Origin of the sequence: Lacticaseibacillus jixiensis (assembly GCF_042847315.1) — a bacterium.
In the GTDB taxonomy this organism is placed as follows: Bacteria; Bacillota; Bacilli; order Lactobacillales; family Lactobacillaceae; genus Lacticaseibacillus; species Lacticaseibacillus jixiensis.
In genome coordinates this window covers 26,929-41,018 of the sequence record NZ_BAAFPR010000025.1, presented here as the reverse complement: position 1 = coordinate 41,018, position 14,090 = coordinate 26,929, and the positions used below count along the sequence as shown (strand labels likewise).

Below are 14,090 nucleotides of genomic sequence, written 5' to 3'. Positions count from 1 at the left end.
CAGAATCGTCGTTGGTCTGGTAACTTGAGGCACTGATTGGCAAGTTGCCTAAAGTTGATACGATGAAGAAACTCTTGGAACAAAACGAGCCCGGCGTCATTTGAAAGTTGACCGCCGTCGGCGGTCACAGTCACATTGGTATTGCATTGCAGGGATAAGCTGGTTAAAGTTGAGATGGTGTGAAGCCTCGCTTTCGTGATGGTTTTTGTCGACTTAACCTTAGCATATAGGCGCACCCAATGGGTGAAACACCAAAGCAGCGCAGTCCCGTGTGAATCATGGGATTGCGCTGCTTTTTTGAAATTCTATGAATAATCCAGGATAAAATTGTTAAGACTATATAATAAAAGAAGTTCAATTCATCTTGTACTACTTGTACCACAGTTCCTAGCCCTTGCTGTATCAGCATTCTTCTAGTACAAGATGATGTTGTACCGGTACAAGATAGTATCTTGTACTTAGGCTATTTTGGTCACTATAAGCAACAATCAACGCTGATTTTATTCGTGATTTTACGAAAAAAGTAGCCTTTTTTCGTGATTTCACGACTTATTGCTTTGGCTTTCGGTTTTAACAAACACTTGGCGTTTCTTGTTGTCAATTTTCTGCTGTTTCGTTCTTAGCCCCTTTAGCCGACACACCTCACGACTAAAAACAATATTCGACAGTGATCTAACATTGTTATCTGCACACCAAACGGTATAAGCCAAATAACAGTCCTTTGTATTTTCATTGATGAACTTAGGCTCTTCGTTAAGGTAAAGAAGTAAAGGATTGTTCTCTTGGCTGTAGTCTTGTAATTGCGCATCGGAAACTTTGGACTTTGTAAACCGATGGTTATTAAGCAGCCTTTGTAATCCCTTCAACCCAAGCAACAACAGATAATCTAGTGACGCCTGTGTTTGAAGCTTTTCATCAATAAACGGATCATAGTCAGGATCATCTTCGCTGAATACGGCACGGAATGGGATAAACAATAGTCGCCGAGTCAATCCATTTGAATGATCGTTAATATGCGGTGTTTCATTCGCACTAAAAATCAGTTTTGCATGATTTTTGAAATCAAACGGGTCTTTACCTTTACGTTCGATATTTAGCGACTCGCCGGTAACAAGTTTCTTGAATGCACTATTGGTCTTGATATATTCATTTGAAATATCATCCCCGATATTCGCCAACTTGCCCACAAGTTCCGCAGGTTTAAAACGTGCGTCAAGATCCTTTAGTTCGACGGATGCAAAGTTCTCTTCACCCAACAACAATTTCAGCATATCTAGGAACGAGGATTTGCCATGGCCACCATCACCAGTAAGAATAGCCGCCTTACTGAACGAATTCTTACGAAACAAGGTGTACCCGACAAATTCCTCAATAACGGCACGCAACTGTCCATCTCCACAGGTGAGTTTATCCAACACCTTATCAGTTACTTCGTTGTAAGCGTCGGGGATGTAAGCAGCATGCACCTTATTAGTGATAACGATGTTTGGCGTGAATGGAATCAGCTTACACGTTTCGATATCAAAGACACCGTTAGCTACTAAAATATATTTACTATCCGATTCTTCTGCTTGCGGCGCCACGATATTCAAATAGCTTAGCACTTCGCGGCGTTTCGCCATCGTTAGACTTGATATATGCTTAATCATAACGTGCTCAATATCGTTAGGGTCACCGCTATAAACACCATCTTTGTATACGTGTAAAATGCCATCAATCTTCTTGATATGATGTTCATTTATCAAAAATTTAGCGAATTTGTCGTGTAGAAATCCACCGCTTTTACTGAAAAATGTTTGCTTCAGAAACGCTTCATCGCGGAGAATTGTTTCGACTTCCTTATCCGGCAACGGATCATCGAGAATAAACTTATTGACAATGCGGATGGTCTCGCGGATTTCCTCACGACTCAAGCCAGTCCTTTGCAGGGTCAGAATATAATTGAACAGACCTTGATTACGTTCACCATTGCTGATATCGTCAATCCCATTTTCATGGTTGCTAACCGGAATTAGCCACTTTGGCAATGAATCAAACGTCTTTGACTTGTGTAGCCAGTGGCGTGATTTACCGTCAATTCGTATTGGATCAGCGGTGTTTTTGATGCCCAATTTGAAATCTGCCTTTAATCCTATCGGGGTATACCAACCGATTTTGTTGGTGGAGAGGGTATAACCTTTGAAATAAAAATGCATCCCGTGATTAGTCTGCAAGATTGAACATTGTATCCTAGAATCCGTTACGATTTTGTATAGCTTCTTGGCTTCACTCATATCATCTAGATCTACCATGATATAGTCATCGCTAAGTACGCCGACAACATTAGGTTCAGTCGTTGCTGATTTTAGCGTTTCCCAGCTAAGCAATCTAGAGTTGATGACTTTGGTGCTAGCATGCTTACCATCCCCGCGTAAATAGCCTTTATACATTGAGATTTGTATTCACCACCGTTCTTCTTGAAATGAGCTGCTGCTTTGTTCATAAGACACCACCATTCGCATTATTTACACGGTGATAACGAGCCAACGCAGTGTCGAGTTTTTCAACCCACTGACGTGCTACCTGGTCAGTGATCGCACCATAAACCGTCGCGTTAATGACCGTTCCGCCATCCAAGTTAAGATTGTCCGCTATACCACGGCCGATAGCCGCAAACGTCTTATCGTTCAAAGGAATTACACCCTCTGGCCCAGCTTCGCCAACACCATGTAAACCACTTGGCGTATTAAATAACGTTGGCTTGTTAAAAATACCACCGGCAGCATGCCAAGAAATAGACAAATGAGGGATGGAACCTTTGAGCAGGTCACCGATTTTCCACCCACTTGGGCTGATGCCAAAAGATGGCATCGGGATATGCGGCCAGCTAATATGAAAGTTAAAGAAACCTTTGATGGCATTAATGGCACGTTGTACAATCGACTTTGCCGCATTGATTGGTGTCGAGATAGCATTTTTAATACCATTCCACACACTCGATGTGACTGACTTAATCGCGTTCCATGCGCTTGAAACAGCAGATTTGACACCATTGACAGCCCTAGAAACAGTAGATTTAATACCGTTCCACACGCTTGAAGCAATGGACTTAATCGCGTTAAATACCGATGACGTAATGGATTTAATACCATTCCATGCTGATGTGACAACAGATTTTGCAGCATTTACAGCACTAGTGACTGCCGACTTAATACTTTTCCAGACTGATGAAATAAATGACTTAACCGCATTAAAGACAGAGGTTGTTACTGACTTGATCGCGTTCCAAACGTTCGTGATAACGGTCTTGATGCCGTTAATAATTGGTGTAATAGCAGCCTTGATCGCATTCCATACTGTGGTCAAAAATGACTTTATCGCAATAAAAACCGTTGTCGTGAATGTCTGAATTTTTTTCCATGCCGCCGAAATTACGTTACCGATAGCGGCCAGAATTGGCCCAAAGAAAGATTTAATCGCATTCCAAACCGTCGTGATAACAGTTTTGATTAAGTTCATGGCCGTCGTGATGATTGTCTTCCAGATCTCGATTTGAGTCCCAATGATCACGGCAATTGCGGTAATCGCAACGGTGAAGATAACTTTTATACCATCCCAGATAGCGCTAAAGAAAGTTTTTAAACCATTCCATACCGTCTTGATGACATTTATCGTTGCATCAAACGCGGGCTGCAAATAGTTTACAATCCCCGTCACGGCGCTAGTAAAAATGTTTTGTATTCCAGTCCAAAGATTAGTAAAGAAAGTCGACACACCAGTCCATACCGATGTTATAAACGCAGATATGGCAGTCATTGATGTGGTAAACACGTTTTGAATACCCGTCCATAATCCACTGAAAAAACTAGTAATGCCGTTCCATACACCCTTGAGCCAATTTACTATGTCGCCCCAGTGCGTCACCGCCATTACGATCAACGCAACACCTGCAGCTACACCAGCCGCAACCAGACTAATAGTCGTGTCCATCGTCACAAACGTTGCAATGATCGGAGCTAAAATGCCAAGAACCGCAGTCACACCACCGAGAATAATGATGAACTGCCGTACTGGGCCAGGCAGTGACAAAAAGCCATCAACTAAATCTTTGATGAATTTCGCGAATTCCGTCATTGCAGGCGCAACTTGCTCAAGAATTTCACCACCGATTTTGGCCATCGATTGCTGAAACTTTTTGGATGCTTGATTGGCTTTATCGATCGGGTCTAGTGTCTGATTAAATGTCTTGTTTACTGTGCCACCAGTATTACCGGCCGCCTTACTCAAATCATCAAGACTGACCTTACCATCACGGATCGCCTGAGCCATTTGTGGTCCAGACTTAGCACCAAAAGTCTCAATAGCGATATTAAACGCATCTTGATCTGTCTTAGCATTTTTGATGCCGTTAAAAGCATCGGCAATGCCTTTTTTAAAACCTCCGGCAGAATCTTTGGTTGCTGAAAATGCCTTCTGCATCCCTTTGAGCACTGTGGATGAGTCAATCCCTGACTTCGACCACGCGGCCAGCATCGGAATGCCATCAGTCAAGCTGATACCCAACTGCTTAAAAGCTGGGTATGCCTTACTTACCGATTGCTCAAGGTCGGCAACTGGTACCCCAGTCGCCTGGCTAGCAGCAGTAAATGCATCCAGAACGGCAGGAATTTCTTTTGCCGATACATTAAATTGAGCCATTGAAGTGTGTAAAGCATCAACAGCATCAGTGCCTGATTGACCAGTTACAGCGCTGAACTTAGCCACCGCCTCAGATGTTGACTCCAAAGCTTTACCACTAAGTCCAAACTGCGAGTATAGCGCAGCCATCGTGCCAGAAAGGTCTTCCGACTCCATCTGAGAGCCAGCCATTGAAGCTTCAACTTTTTCATAAGCTTCACTCAGTTGATTAGCTGCCTCACCGGTAGCACCGGTCTTTGACGTCAGATTATCAACGGCATCATCCATCTCTGACCATGAATCAACAGCTTTTTCACCAAACTCTTGAACCTTTGCACCGGCGTCAGACAACCCATCACCAATGTTTTGCAGTTTTTCACTCAAGGTGTTTTTCGAGATCTCATCGAGGGCATCATCGGCTTGATGCGATTTAGCCTCAAGGTCTGTCAGGTCATTTTTCAGAGCATCGATTGAGCCACCATCATCAATTTTTTTCAGCGACGCACTAAACTGATTAAAGTCTTCTTCGTTATCAGTCACTGTGCGACCGATTTTATTGATAGCTTCGTTGAGTTGAGTGCTTGAAGCTCGACCTTCTTTAATCGCTGAAGTTAAGCGTGGCCCCAAAATGTCAGCATAGTCATCAACAGACTTTCCTGATGCTTCAAAATAGGCACCCAGTTGCTTAGTTGACGACTCTAATGCAGCTTGAGACGTCTTGCTGGCCGATAACTGACCTTGATAAGACTTGAGTTTACCCTCAGTCGCAACAACTTCGCGCTGAAACGATCGATACTCTTCTTCGCCCAGATCACCAGATTTAAATTGCGCATCAACTTGCGCTTGGACTTGCTTTAAAGTGCCCAAACGTTCGCTGGTATTTTGGATCTGTTTTGCCAAAAGCTGTTGTTTTTGCGCAATCAGATCAGTATTCCCTGGATTAAACTTCAGCAAACTATCGACTTGCCGTAACTCCTTATTGACGTTGTTAGTCTGCTTATCGACATCACTTAAGGCTTTATCAAGCTTGGTGGTGTTGCCATCAAAATCAATCGTGATACCTTTAATGTTACCTTTTGCCATGGTTTACCTCCTATGATTTTTGTTTGTAAAAAGCGGGGTTGCATAAACGTGCTGAATCAGTACTGGCAAAATATCAACCATTTCCACAAGTGGGAATTCGTCAAAATCATCCAGCCACTTACTAAGGTTTTTAATGCCGCCGTTTGCACTTTTGGCAAATACCCAACTCATCCGATAAACCAACTGCATATCGGGTGATTTTGGATCGATTTTAGATATCCGCATCACATCACGCAAGAAGTCAGCATTAAATGCTGCGTGATAGATATAAGGTGTCCGCCCGTTGGCAGCCAGATCTATCGTACGTTTATCTTTTAAGACGATTGTTTTTCTCATTAAGATCACCTCCTTTCAAATTTGAATCACTGAAATTCACAATTTCATTAGCTTTTTGATTAAGGTCCCCAATGCGATCTTCCACAACTGTTAACAGTGCCCTTAGAATTGGCGCAGTCATCGTCATTGAGCATGCGACTCTATCTGCGTTACATCTTTGATTGTGATAAAGCGTCAGATCTTCGTTAATGCTGTCGAGTTCATGGAGCGCAGCAATTACTAGGTTTTTTGTGTCGCATGTATCCGCGAATACTTCGTAGAATCTGTTCTGTAAATCAATAACGGTATCCATTATGAAAGTCCCCCAAATAATTAGTTGTTTGCAAATTTTGTATATAAGCGTAGATGCTAGACTGTCGTGCACAGGGGTTTAACGCTAAGCGAATCTCACCTCACGCCAGAGCTTTGAGATTCCTTTTCTTTGCCGCTGCATTCCATCCACATTTCGAAAACGCAGCCTAGCAAGAACGCCAGTAGCAGCCCCGCGCAAGTTGGCCCGTGGGTGATGATCCAATAGGCGAAGCCAGCCAATAAGTCAGCCATGGCGCTCGCCTCCGCCCCACAAAGGTAAATCTGCTAGTACCAGCGACAATTCATCGCCAGCCTCATGCACTTGGCGTAACAGTGTGCGCGGCACTTCTACCACGTCCGCCGGTTCGCCTTGCGCATCCCATTCAACTTCTGCGCCCAATTCCAGTTCATCGGCTGCGTCGTGCAACTGCTGCCAGATGCCCGCGCGTACCGGGTCACCGTTAGCGTCTGTGAGGCTTTCGGGGATGGCCTTAGATAGAATCACTAGGCCGGTGAAATACTCGCCTAATGTCGCCTTATTCAGCATTACATTCAGTCCTTTCCTGTTTGCCCGCCGTCGATCCTGGCGGCTTGCCTATTCTTGTTTCGACATGTGAGGCTGATTGGCCTCGATGGTTTATCCCTGCCCGCAAGACTCGGATTAATATTGATGTGACAGAAGCCAGCTATCGACTTCTGATTTTTTGAACATGGTCAGACTGTCTACAGTGATAGTGGGCATCCCCAACCGCACTAACTTTGAAACCGTCCCGCCACTGCATCCTAGATAGGCAGCGCAGCGGGTGGCATTCATGTACTCACTAAACGCATGCTTACCCGCGACAGATTGAAATGCCTCAATAGCTGCCGCGCGCATCTCCTGCTTTAGTCCTTCCTCGAACTCATCGGGGACGGGTAGCGTGATTGTTTTTGGCATGTTGCATCACCTTCTTTTTCTTGAACTGATTGGTGCCATCATTAGTCCTGTAATCAAGCATCTTTTACCTCCTTGGCGATATCAGCGAAGTGATCTCGCATGAAACTACTAAACGCCGTTGGTTCAAACCGCCAACCGATACGGCCCTGATAGTTGAAAGCAAATCCGTCGAGCATCTTTTGAAATTTCGGAACGCTTAGGATATTCGCCGACAGCCAGGTTGGTGTAATACCGTAACGCTCCTGGACTTCACTTGCTGACCACCAGCACCGATAATCTGTGCTGACTTTCTGTTCACGCTCTTCCAGTTGTCTGTCTACTTCCGCTTTGACTAGTGGTGCCAGAATGTCAGATAGAGTAGCAGACAGAATGTCGTCGATATTTTTAGCCATGCTTTCATCCTTTCTTTGACGCTTATCCCCAAGGCTTTATACATGCTGGTAAAGCCACGACGATTCGCCTTGCTTTTCCAGTTATCGTCATGCGAGTTGGTATTGCGCCAGATACTTCTGAATCTTACGATATGTCTCACCTCGAACAATTCGCTGTTTACCACGCATGATCTGTGCAAGAGTAAATCGGTTAACACCGACTGCTTGTGCTAGATCGTCCATTGTTTGCATTCCCTTGCTTTGATTGAGTTGCGCAATTGCTGATTGATCAAGTATTTCCATGAGTAATCCTCCTTGTATATCTAATTTTCTTAGATTTAATGGTGCAAGCATATCATCTAAGTTTCTTAGACGCAAGCATAAATCTAAAAAAATTAGATATTAATTTCCCAACGTGCTAAACTAGCATCAACAAAGAGGTGGTGAGTTAATGACAAATAGAATTAAAGAATTACGAAACAGGAAGGGTTACACCCTAGATGACCTTGCCAAATTAACAGATATAAAGCGCGGGACTCTGAACAACTATGAGAATGAAAAGACTGAGCCTAAACTAGAAACTTGGCAAAAATTAGCTGAAGCTCTTGATGTTTCCGTTCCATACCTACAAGGAATAAGCAACGCGCCATCCGATAACCCAACATCAGGTGATTTGTTAAGATGGGATCAAGAGCTTTCAGAATCACAAGCCAAAGAAGCTATGCGAATTTTTGAAGCAATTCAACCTAAGGCCATGAGTTCACTTGATGCAGAGGATCGTGGCAATCTACTTGGTGTTTTGAGTGAGGCTTTAGCGTACAGTCAGTCTCATCCCGCAGACGCGTTGGATTTATTAATCCTACTGGCTAATCTGAACAGTTCCGACGACGCGACTGAATATCCATCTCCAGATGTATCAGAGAGCTTTAAGAATCGCGTGTTGAAAGCTTTAGGATAGAGATACGGCCCCGCCCGTGTTGAACGAGCGGTGTTACACCTTATGGTCGAGTAATCGACCGCCATTGAACCAAACTACCCTGCCCGCAAGCTGGTACGGAGGGAAAACAATGGCATATATTACTGATTACAAGAACGCGAAGGGTAAGACGCTGTATGATGCACGCGTATACCTGGGCCGCGATGAATTGACTGGCACTAAGAAGTATTGGCATAAGCGTGGCTTTACAAGTAAAAAAGAGGCCACCCTAGCAGCTTCCAGACTGACCCTGGATGCTGACAAGGATGACCTTACCAAACGGAAACGCATTAAGTTTAAGACGGTGTACGAAGCCTGGTACACCGGTTATATCAACACCGTGCGCGAATCAACTTACGCACGCACGGCGGGGATGTTCGACAATCATATCTTACCTTACTTGAAAGACAAACGGGTAGATGAGATTACCGTAGCGCAGCTACAACGGATCGTTAACGCCTGGGCCAAAGAAGCCACGCGAAACTATAAGCGCTGGTTCAACTATGTTATTAGCGTGCTAGACTACGCGAAGCAGCAAGGGTATATCGGCGAGAACCCCGCCGAGAAAGTGATTGTACCCAAGCGCCAGGCGACTGCTGGGGATGAGCCTGAAAACTTCTGGGATAAGAACGAACTGGCACAGTTCTTTAGCTATATTGATCCGCGACGTGAACCAGAAAAGTATACGCTGTTCCGCATCCTGGCCTTTGGTGGGTTACGGCGTGGCGAGTGTCTCGCACTGACCTGGGCGGATGTGTCGTTCACTAACAACACCGTGCGGATTAATAAGACGCTCACGCAAGGCTTGAAGGGCCGCCAGATTGTCCAGGCACCAAAGACTGAAAAAGGGCGCCGCACTGTGCCGCTTGATCTGGCTACCATGAACGCGCTGAAACATTGGCGAATCGCTCAAATGCAGAAGTATATGGCGCTGGGGATCAACACAAACACGCCTGAACAACTTGTATTCGCTACTCGGAACAATACACACAAGTATCTGAACCAGCCTGAGAAGTGGCTTAAAGCCATTGAGGATGAAGACGAAGCCAGCGGTAAGGCCAAGTTGCCGCACCGGATTACCGTTCACGGTTTCCGCCACAGCCATGCCAGTGCGCTATTCGCCGCTGGGGTGTCGATCAAGGAAGCCCAGGAACGGCTGGGGCATGAGGATGCACAGACCACGTTAAACGTCTATGCGCACGTGACGAAGTTCCAGAATGAAGAAGCTGCCGATAAGGTGGCGGGTTACCTTGGATTTTAATGTTCGTGTTCTAAACTGGTCGATTTCGACTAGTTTAGAATTGAAGGTGTGGATAAGAATGAACCTGTTTTTGGTAATCCAGGGATGACCAGAGATGACCACGGATTACCAGAAAAATACGGCCAAAAGTCGTGATTCTGAGAAAAGATGACCAAAAGGATGACCAAAGACCCATTTTAGGCCTTGTGAAATGGCGCTGAACCGCGTCACTACGGTGTTCTGGTGTTAGATGGGTGCAAACCCCTGACCACCCATCAAAGGTTTACCCAAAAAGCCGTCACAAATTGTGACGGCTTTTTGTTTTGCTATTGATTAAAGAACGAATCCGCTTTACCGCGAGTGATGATCTGTGCCAAAGTGCCATCCATCATCAATTCAGCCTTGCGGATCATCGACTCTTGCGATTCTTGCAAGTCCGCCACCAGCCACTGGGTCACTTGCGCGGTGATCGCCCACCCATAGAAGTTGGTGATCGCTGCGCGCACCCGCGGCGGCGTCTGCGGATCAATGCTGGACACCACCATGTCCACCATTTCTGCGGCGTGTTGATACAACAAATCGTCCAACACATCGCGATTCAACGAGTGGAACGTGTTCAAGCAGAACTGCTGATGCGCGGCGATATACGAAAGCATCAGCTGATAGGCTTCTTGCCAATGCTTGATGTCGCTGCGCTGCTTTAAGGCTTCGACCACATCTTGTTCATACACCCACGCCAACAGCGAATGAATGTCGGCGAAGTGGTAGTAGAAGGTGTTGCGGTTGATATGCGCCGCTTCAGCCAGCCGATCGATCGTGATATGATCCAGGCTGGTCGTTTGCATCAAGTCTTTGAGCGTCTGTGCAAGCACATGTTTCGTGTCAGGGCTGGTCATCGTGTCACCTCCGAAGATATCTTCAGTATACCGCGTTTGCCGCCATGATCGCCAAGCATCGACTGCGCCCTTGTGGCACAAGGCTTTGGGCCAATTGTTTCACGTGAAACATTATTAGTGCCGTCGCAGGTGCGCGCTTGTTTGTCACTCAACCGGTTGCATCTGCGCAAGCTGTTTCTTTACAGCCGCGTATTTCTGCCACACCCCAGCGTCTGAGTCGGGATGCTGGTATTCGGCCCCGTCGTCAGTCCCTCGGATCGTGCCTTGACCATACAAATAAGTCCCATTCTTCTGGAATAATTGCATTGTCTTTGGAAAAGGCGTTGCGCTGAGCCGCTCATATCTGCCATCATGTACGTTAGCATATAACTTGCCGCGCTTCGTATAGGTCAGATTGATCCGTTTGTTTGCGGCATCGATATCATAAGTGCCTTCCGCAAGCGCCGCGCTGATTTTAGAACCATCACTGGTTATTTTCTGTAACACGTCATAGAACTTGCCATTGCGAAAAAGCAGATCCTCAGTGACGTTTCCGTCTGCGATTGGGTAGGCGGTGGCGCTGAAACGTTTGCCTGAGATCAGTGCTTCAGCATGGCGGCGCTGTACCGCGTTCTTCTGCACCACTGACCACGTTCCGCCGCCAATGACAACAATTAAGCTCACAAGAATGCCGATCAACCAGAACCGGCGGCGGTGAGTCGGCCGCTGTTTCTGCTGCAATTGCGCTTCTAACGCTTTGATTTGTGCTTGAAGCGCCGTTTGATCCGCTGATTGTGTGGTTTGCGCCTCTAACGACTTGGCGAGTTGCTTGATTGCTTCATCATTTGGCACTTGATGCTCACTCATTATGATCCTCCATTAGTTTAACGCTGCCTTGTGTGATCATTGATCGTTAAGGCAATCCTTCTTTAATCCATGGCAAACAAAAAGACCGGCCGTTACCACAAGTGGTAATTCGAGAACCGCTCAGCGCCTTTGCATATTTGCAAAAGCGGATTTGAGCGAACATCTCGAAGCGATCGGCCGATCTCTTTTTTCGAAATATTTGGCATTGATTGGTTATCATTATGCCTGAATAAGCCTTTAGCGTCAAGGTTTGACAAGGATTAAGCTAACGGCTGCTGCCATATAAATTAAGCACCACGACGCCGGCCATAATCAGCGCGATCCCCAACACGCTGGCTGAATTCAGCGGCTCTTTCCACACCGTCACAGCAATCAGCGTGGTCAACAACACGCCAAGCCCCGCCCATAACGCATAAGCGACACTTAAGTTGATCGTCTTCAAAGCCAACGACAAGCAGTAGAAGCACACCAGATATGCCAGCAGCGAGCCAAGCGTTGGCCACAGCACCGTAAACCCATTTGCCGCTTTCAACAAATTGGTCCCAATCAACTCACCAACAATGGCTAACATCAAGAATACATATCCCATGCAATTTGCTCCTTCTTCAACAACAGTGAAAACAAAAAACCGCCACCCACTCGGGATGACGGTTACTATTCTGGGTGGTCAGGGGATCGAACCCTGGACCCACGGATTAAGAGTCCGTTGCTCTGCCAGCTGAGCTAACCACCCATGCTTGCTTGTCGCCTTGACGACTTAAATATCATAGCATGCGGGGCTTACTCGCGCAAGGGTTTTGCACAAAAAAATCCCAACCGTGTTTTGCACAAAAAAATCCCAACCGCAGCCGGGATTTCCGAAGATATGAGCACAATGATGCGTGCTTTGTGCAACATTTGTTAATTCATTTCAAAACCTTCATGGCGCAATCGATAATTGGAGGCTAGGTGTTGCGTAGGCGCGTGGGGAAAGCGGCGGTCAGGCCGTGAAAAGTGTGGCGTCTAGCAAGACTCGCTTCGACGCAAGCGCAGCGCCGCTAGAGGCGAGTCTTGCTAGACGCCACACGCGGCAAGTTTAAAGACCGCGTTGAGCGCAGCGATACGGGCTTTAAACTTAGGCGGAAACCGCGCTGCACTTTGCGCGGTTGAAGCCGGCCGCACCGCCTGCGCCGCCGCTTTCCCCGCGCGCCGGAGCAACACCTGGCCGGGCCTGACAAAGAAAGACCAAGTCCCCGCTTGTTACGCTGTGGTCTTCGTCGAGCTGCGCAAAGCAACGCGGGTACAATTAGCTACGCCCCCGCACTCGCGGCAAAATACGCCGCAAGTACGAGGGCTAGGCTAATTGACCCGCTAAATACGCTTTGCTCCGCTCTGGGTTTCTTCGTCGAGCTGCGTGGCGCAACGCGGCGTGATATAAGTCGTGACGCCACTTGGGCAAAGAACGCCCAAATGTCATCCCGCCTTATATCCACCGCTAAGAGCGCGCCACTCCGCTCTGGTTTAATCTAAATCAAACAACGGATGAATCGACTGGTTCGTGGCGATCAATTGGATCGCTTGGCCGATCATCGGGCCGACAGACAGGATCTGCATGTTTGGCAGACGCTTGGCGGCAGGCATTTCGATCGTATCAGTCAACACGATCTGCTTCAGCGGCAGCTTGCTCAAACGCGTTGCGGCGCCTTGGGACAACACCGCATGGGTAGCAGCAGCGTAAATATCTTTGACCCCAGCATCTTGCAAAGCTTCAACTGATTCCGCCACCCGCGAACCGGTGTCGATCATGTCGTCAACCACGATCGCATGCTTACCGACGACATCCCCGATCACGCCGCTGTGGGTGTTGACTTGACGCTTGTCGACAATGGCGATTGGCAAACCCAACAGCTCTGCAAGCTGGCGCGCATGCTTGGTGCCGGAATGATCCGGCGCCACCACCACCGTGTCATCGCCAAGGCGCAAGTTGCGGAAATAGCGGCCAAACAGCGCCACTGACTTGAGGTGATCCACCGGAACATCGAAGAAGCCTTGCAGCTGGTCGGCATGCAAGTCGACAGTCACGATACGATCAATGCCGTCCATTTGCAACAAGTTGGCCACCAACTTGGCAGTGATCGGTTCCCGCGAGCGCGCTTTGCGATCGGCCCGAGCATAACCATAATACGGCACCACCACGTTGATGTGGTGTGCTGAAGCGCGGCGCAAAGCGTCGATCATGATCATCAATTCCATGAAGTTCTCATTGACCGGATCAGACACTGGCTGGATCACGTACACATCCGCCCCGCGCACTGAGTCATCTAAATCGATTTGAATCTCGCCGTCTGCAAAGTGCTTCACCGAAGCCGGTGACAGCGGCAAGCCTAACTCCGCTGCGATTCGTTGCGCCAGTGGCTTATTGCCATTCAATGTGAAAAGTTTCAGTCCCGCCATGATGATCTCCTTAAATTTTGCCTGT

15 protein-coding genes and 1 tRNA gene are annotated in these 14,090 nt (G+C 47.1%); 2 read left to right on the top strand and 14 right to left on the bottom strand.

Annotation, left to right across the window (positions count from 1 at the left end; genetic code table 11):
- Window positions 1-542: 542 nt before the first annotated feature.
- The 9 genes from ACGG90_RS12630 to ACGG90_RS12590 form a co-directional block, all read right to left on the bottom strand.
- Window positions 543-2,429 (bottom strand): phage/plasmid primase, P4 family, encoded by a 1,887-nt coding sequence (locus ACGG90_RS12630; protein WP_390409934.1) that lies wholly within the window; start codon window positions 2,427-2,429, stop codon window positions 543-545.
- Window positions 2,430-2,478: 49 nt separating this feature from the next.
- Window positions 2,479-5,739: a phage tail tape measure protein gene (locus ACGG90_RS12625; protein WP_390409932.1), complete on the bottom strand. Its 3,261-nt coding sequence runs from the start codon at window positions 5,737-5,739 to the stop codon at window positions 2,479-2,481.
- A gap of 3 nt (window positions 5,740-5,742) precedes the next feature.
- Window positions 5,743-6,075: a hypothetical protein gene (locus ACGG90_RS12620; protein ID WP_390409930.1), complete on the bottom strand. Its 333-nt coding sequence runs from the start codon at window positions 6,073-6,075 to the stop codon at window positions 5,743-5,745.
- A complete protein-coding gene (locus tag ACGG90_RS12615) occupies window positions 6,047-6,367 on the bottom strand; it encodes a hypothetical protein (RefSeq protein WP_390409928.1) in 321 nt (106 codons plus the stop codon). The genes ACGG90_RS12620 and ACGG90_RS12615 overlap by 29 nt, the downstream gene beginning before the upstream one ends.
- A gap of 95 nt (window positions 6,368-6,462) precedes the next feature.
- On the bottom strand, window positions 6,463-6,618 hold the full coding sequence (locus tag ACGG90_RS12610; RefSeq protein WP_390409926.1) for a hypothetical protein: 156 nt from the start codon (window positions 6,616-6,618) through the stop codon (window positions 6,463-6,465).
- Window positions 6,611-6,913 carry a hypothetical protein gene (locus tag ACGG90_RS12605; RefSeq protein WP_390409924.1) on the bottom strand — a complete coding sequence of 101 codons (303 nt, stop codon included), beginning with the start codon at window positions 6,911-6,913 and terminating at the stop codon, window positions 6,611-6,613. Before ACGG90_RS12605 ends, ACGG90_RS12610 begins: the two co-directional genes overlap by 8 nt.
- A 114-nt stretch (window positions 6,914-7,027) precedes the next feature.
- Window positions 7,028-7,303, bottom strand: a complete 276-nt coding sequence (locus ACGG90_RS12600) for a DNA-binding protein (protein ID WP_390409922.1) — start codon at window positions 7,301-7,303, stop codon at window positions 7,028-7,030.
- Between the two features lie 53 nt (window positions 7,304-7,356).
- Window positions 7,357-7,695 carry a DUF771 domain-containing protein gene (locus ACGG90_RS12595; RefSeq protein WP_390409920.1) on the bottom strand — a complete coding sequence of 113 codons (339 nt, stop codon included), beginning with the start codon at window positions 7,693-7,695 and terminating at the stop codon, window positions 7,357-7,359.
- Window positions 7,696-7,782: 87 nt separating this feature from the next.
- Window positions 7,783-7,977, bottom strand: a complete 195-nt coding sequence (locus ACGG90_RS12590; protein ID WP_390409918.1) for a hypothetical protein — start codon at window positions 7,975-7,977, stop codon at window positions 7,783-7,785.
- A 148-nt stretch (window positions 7,978-8,125) separates the two neighbouring features.
- Between ACGG90_RS12590 and ACGG90_RS12585 the strand changes: the two genes are divergently transcribed.
- Both ACGG90_RS12585 and ACGG90_RS12580 read left to right on the top strand, forming a co-directional pair.
- A complete protein-coding gene (locus tag ACGG90_RS12585; RefSeq protein ID WP_390409916.1) occupies window positions 8,126-8,632 on the top strand; it encodes a helix-turn-helix domain-containing protein in 507 nt (168 codons plus the stop codon).
- 109 nt (window positions 8,633-8,741) lie between these two features.
- Window positions 8,742-9,911 (top strand): tyrosine-type recombinase/integrase, encoded by a 1,170-nt coding sequence (locus tag ACGG90_RS12580; RefSeq protein WP_390409914.1) that lies wholly within the window; start codon window positions 8,742-8,744, stop codon window positions 9,909-9,911.
- Between the two features lie 305 nt (window positions 9,912-10,216).
- On the opposite strand, the gene ACGG90_RS12575 is transcribed toward ACGG90_RS12580, so the two are convergent.
- From ACGG90_RS12575 to ACGG90_RS12555, 5 genes are all read right to left on the bottom strand, one after another.
- A complete protein-coding gene (locus ACGG90_RS12575) occupies window positions 10,217-10,786 on the bottom strand; it encodes a TetR/AcrR family transcriptional regulator C-terminal domain-containing protein (protein ID WP_390409912.1) in 570 nt (189 codons plus the stop codon).
- Window positions 10,787-10,930: 144 nt separating this feature from the next.
- On the bottom strand, window positions 10,931-11,632 hold the full coding sequence (locus tag ACGG90_RS12570) for a hypothetical protein (RefSeq protein ID WP_390409910.1): 702 nt from the start codon (window positions 11,630-11,632) through the stop codon (window positions 10,931-10,933).
- Between the two features lie 265 nt (window positions 11,633-11,897).
- On the bottom strand, window positions 11,898-12,221 hold the full coding sequence (locus ACGG90_RS12565) for a DMT family transporter (protein WP_390409908.1): 324 nt from the start codon (window positions 12,219-12,221) through the stop codon (window positions 11,898-11,900).
- Between the two features lie 71 nt (window positions 12,222-12,292).
- Window positions 12,293-12,365: transfer RNA gene (locus ACGG90_RS12560), tRNA-Lys, on the bottom strand.
- Between the two features lie 767 nt (window positions 12,366-13,132).
- Window positions 13,133-14,065, bottom strand: a complete 933-nt coding sequence (locus ACGG90_RS12555) for a ribose-phosphate diphosphokinase (protein WP_390409906.1) — start codon at window positions 14,063-14,065, stop codon at window positions 13,133-13,135.
- Window positions 14,066-14,090 lie beyond the last annotated feature (25 nt).

Bases quoted from the DNA above. Each gene is read 5' to 3' on its own strand.
- ACGG90_RS12600 (WP_390409922.1), bottom strand. From the start codon at position 7,303: ATGCCAAAAACAATCACGCTACCCGTCCCCGATGAGTTCGAGGAAGGA.
- ACGG90_RS12625 (WP_390409932.1), bottom strand. From the start codon at position 5,739: ATGGCAAAAGGTAACATTAAAGGTATCACGATTGATTTTGATGGCAAC.
- ACGG90_RS12565 (WP_390409908.1), bottom strand. From the start codon at position 12,221: ATGGGATATGTATTCTTGATGTTAGCCATTGTTGGTGAGTTGATTGGG.
- ACGG90_RS12615 (WP_390409928.1), bottom strand. From the start codon at position 6,367: ATGGATACCGTTATTGATTTACAGAACAGATTCTACGAAGTATTCGCG.
- ACGG90_RS12595 (WP_390409920.1), bottom strand. From the start codon at position 7,695: ATGGCTAAAAATATCGACGACATTCTGTCTGCTACTCTATCTGACATT.
- ACGG90_RS12575 (WP_390409912.1), bottom strand. From the start codon at position 10,786: ATGACCAGCCCTGACACGAAACATGTGCTTGCACAGACGCTCAAAGAC.
- ACGG90_RS12555 (WP_390409906.1), bottom strand. From the start codon at position 14,065: ATGGCGGGACTGAAACTTTTCACATTGAATGGCAATAAGCCACTGGCG.
- ACGG90_RS12610 (WP_390409926.1), bottom strand. From the start codon at position 6,618: ATGGCTGACTTATTGGCTGGCTTCGCCTATTGGATCATCACCCACGGG.
- ACGG90_RS12590 (WP_390409918.1), bottom strand. From the start codon at position 7,977: ATGGAAATACTTGATCAATCAGCAATTGCGCAACTCAATCAAAGCAAG.
- ACGG90_RS12580 (WP_390409914.1), top strand. From the start codon at position 8,742: ATGGCATATATTACTGATTACAAGAACGCGAAGGGTAAGACGCTGTAT.
- ACGG90_RS12620 (WP_390409930.1), bottom strand. From the start codon at position 6,075: ATGAGAAAAACAATCGTCTTAAAAGATAAACGTACGATAGATCTGGCT.
- ACGG90_RS12585 (WP_390409916.1), top strand. From the start codon at position 8,126: ATGACAAATAGAATTAAAGAATTACGAAACAGGAAGGGTTACACCCTA.
- ACGG90_RS12605 (WP_390409924.1), bottom strand. From the start codon at position 6,913: ATGCTGAATAAGGCGACATTAGGCGAGTATTTCACCGGCCTAGTGATT.
- ACGG90_RS12570 (WP_390409910.1), bottom strand. From the start codon at position 11,632: ATGAGTGAGCATCAAGTGCCAAATGATGAAGCAATCAAGCAACTCGCC.
- ACGG90_RS12630 (WP_390409934.1), bottom strand. From the start codon at position 2,429: ATGTATAAAGGCTATTTACGCGGGGATGGTAAGCATGCTAGCACCAAA.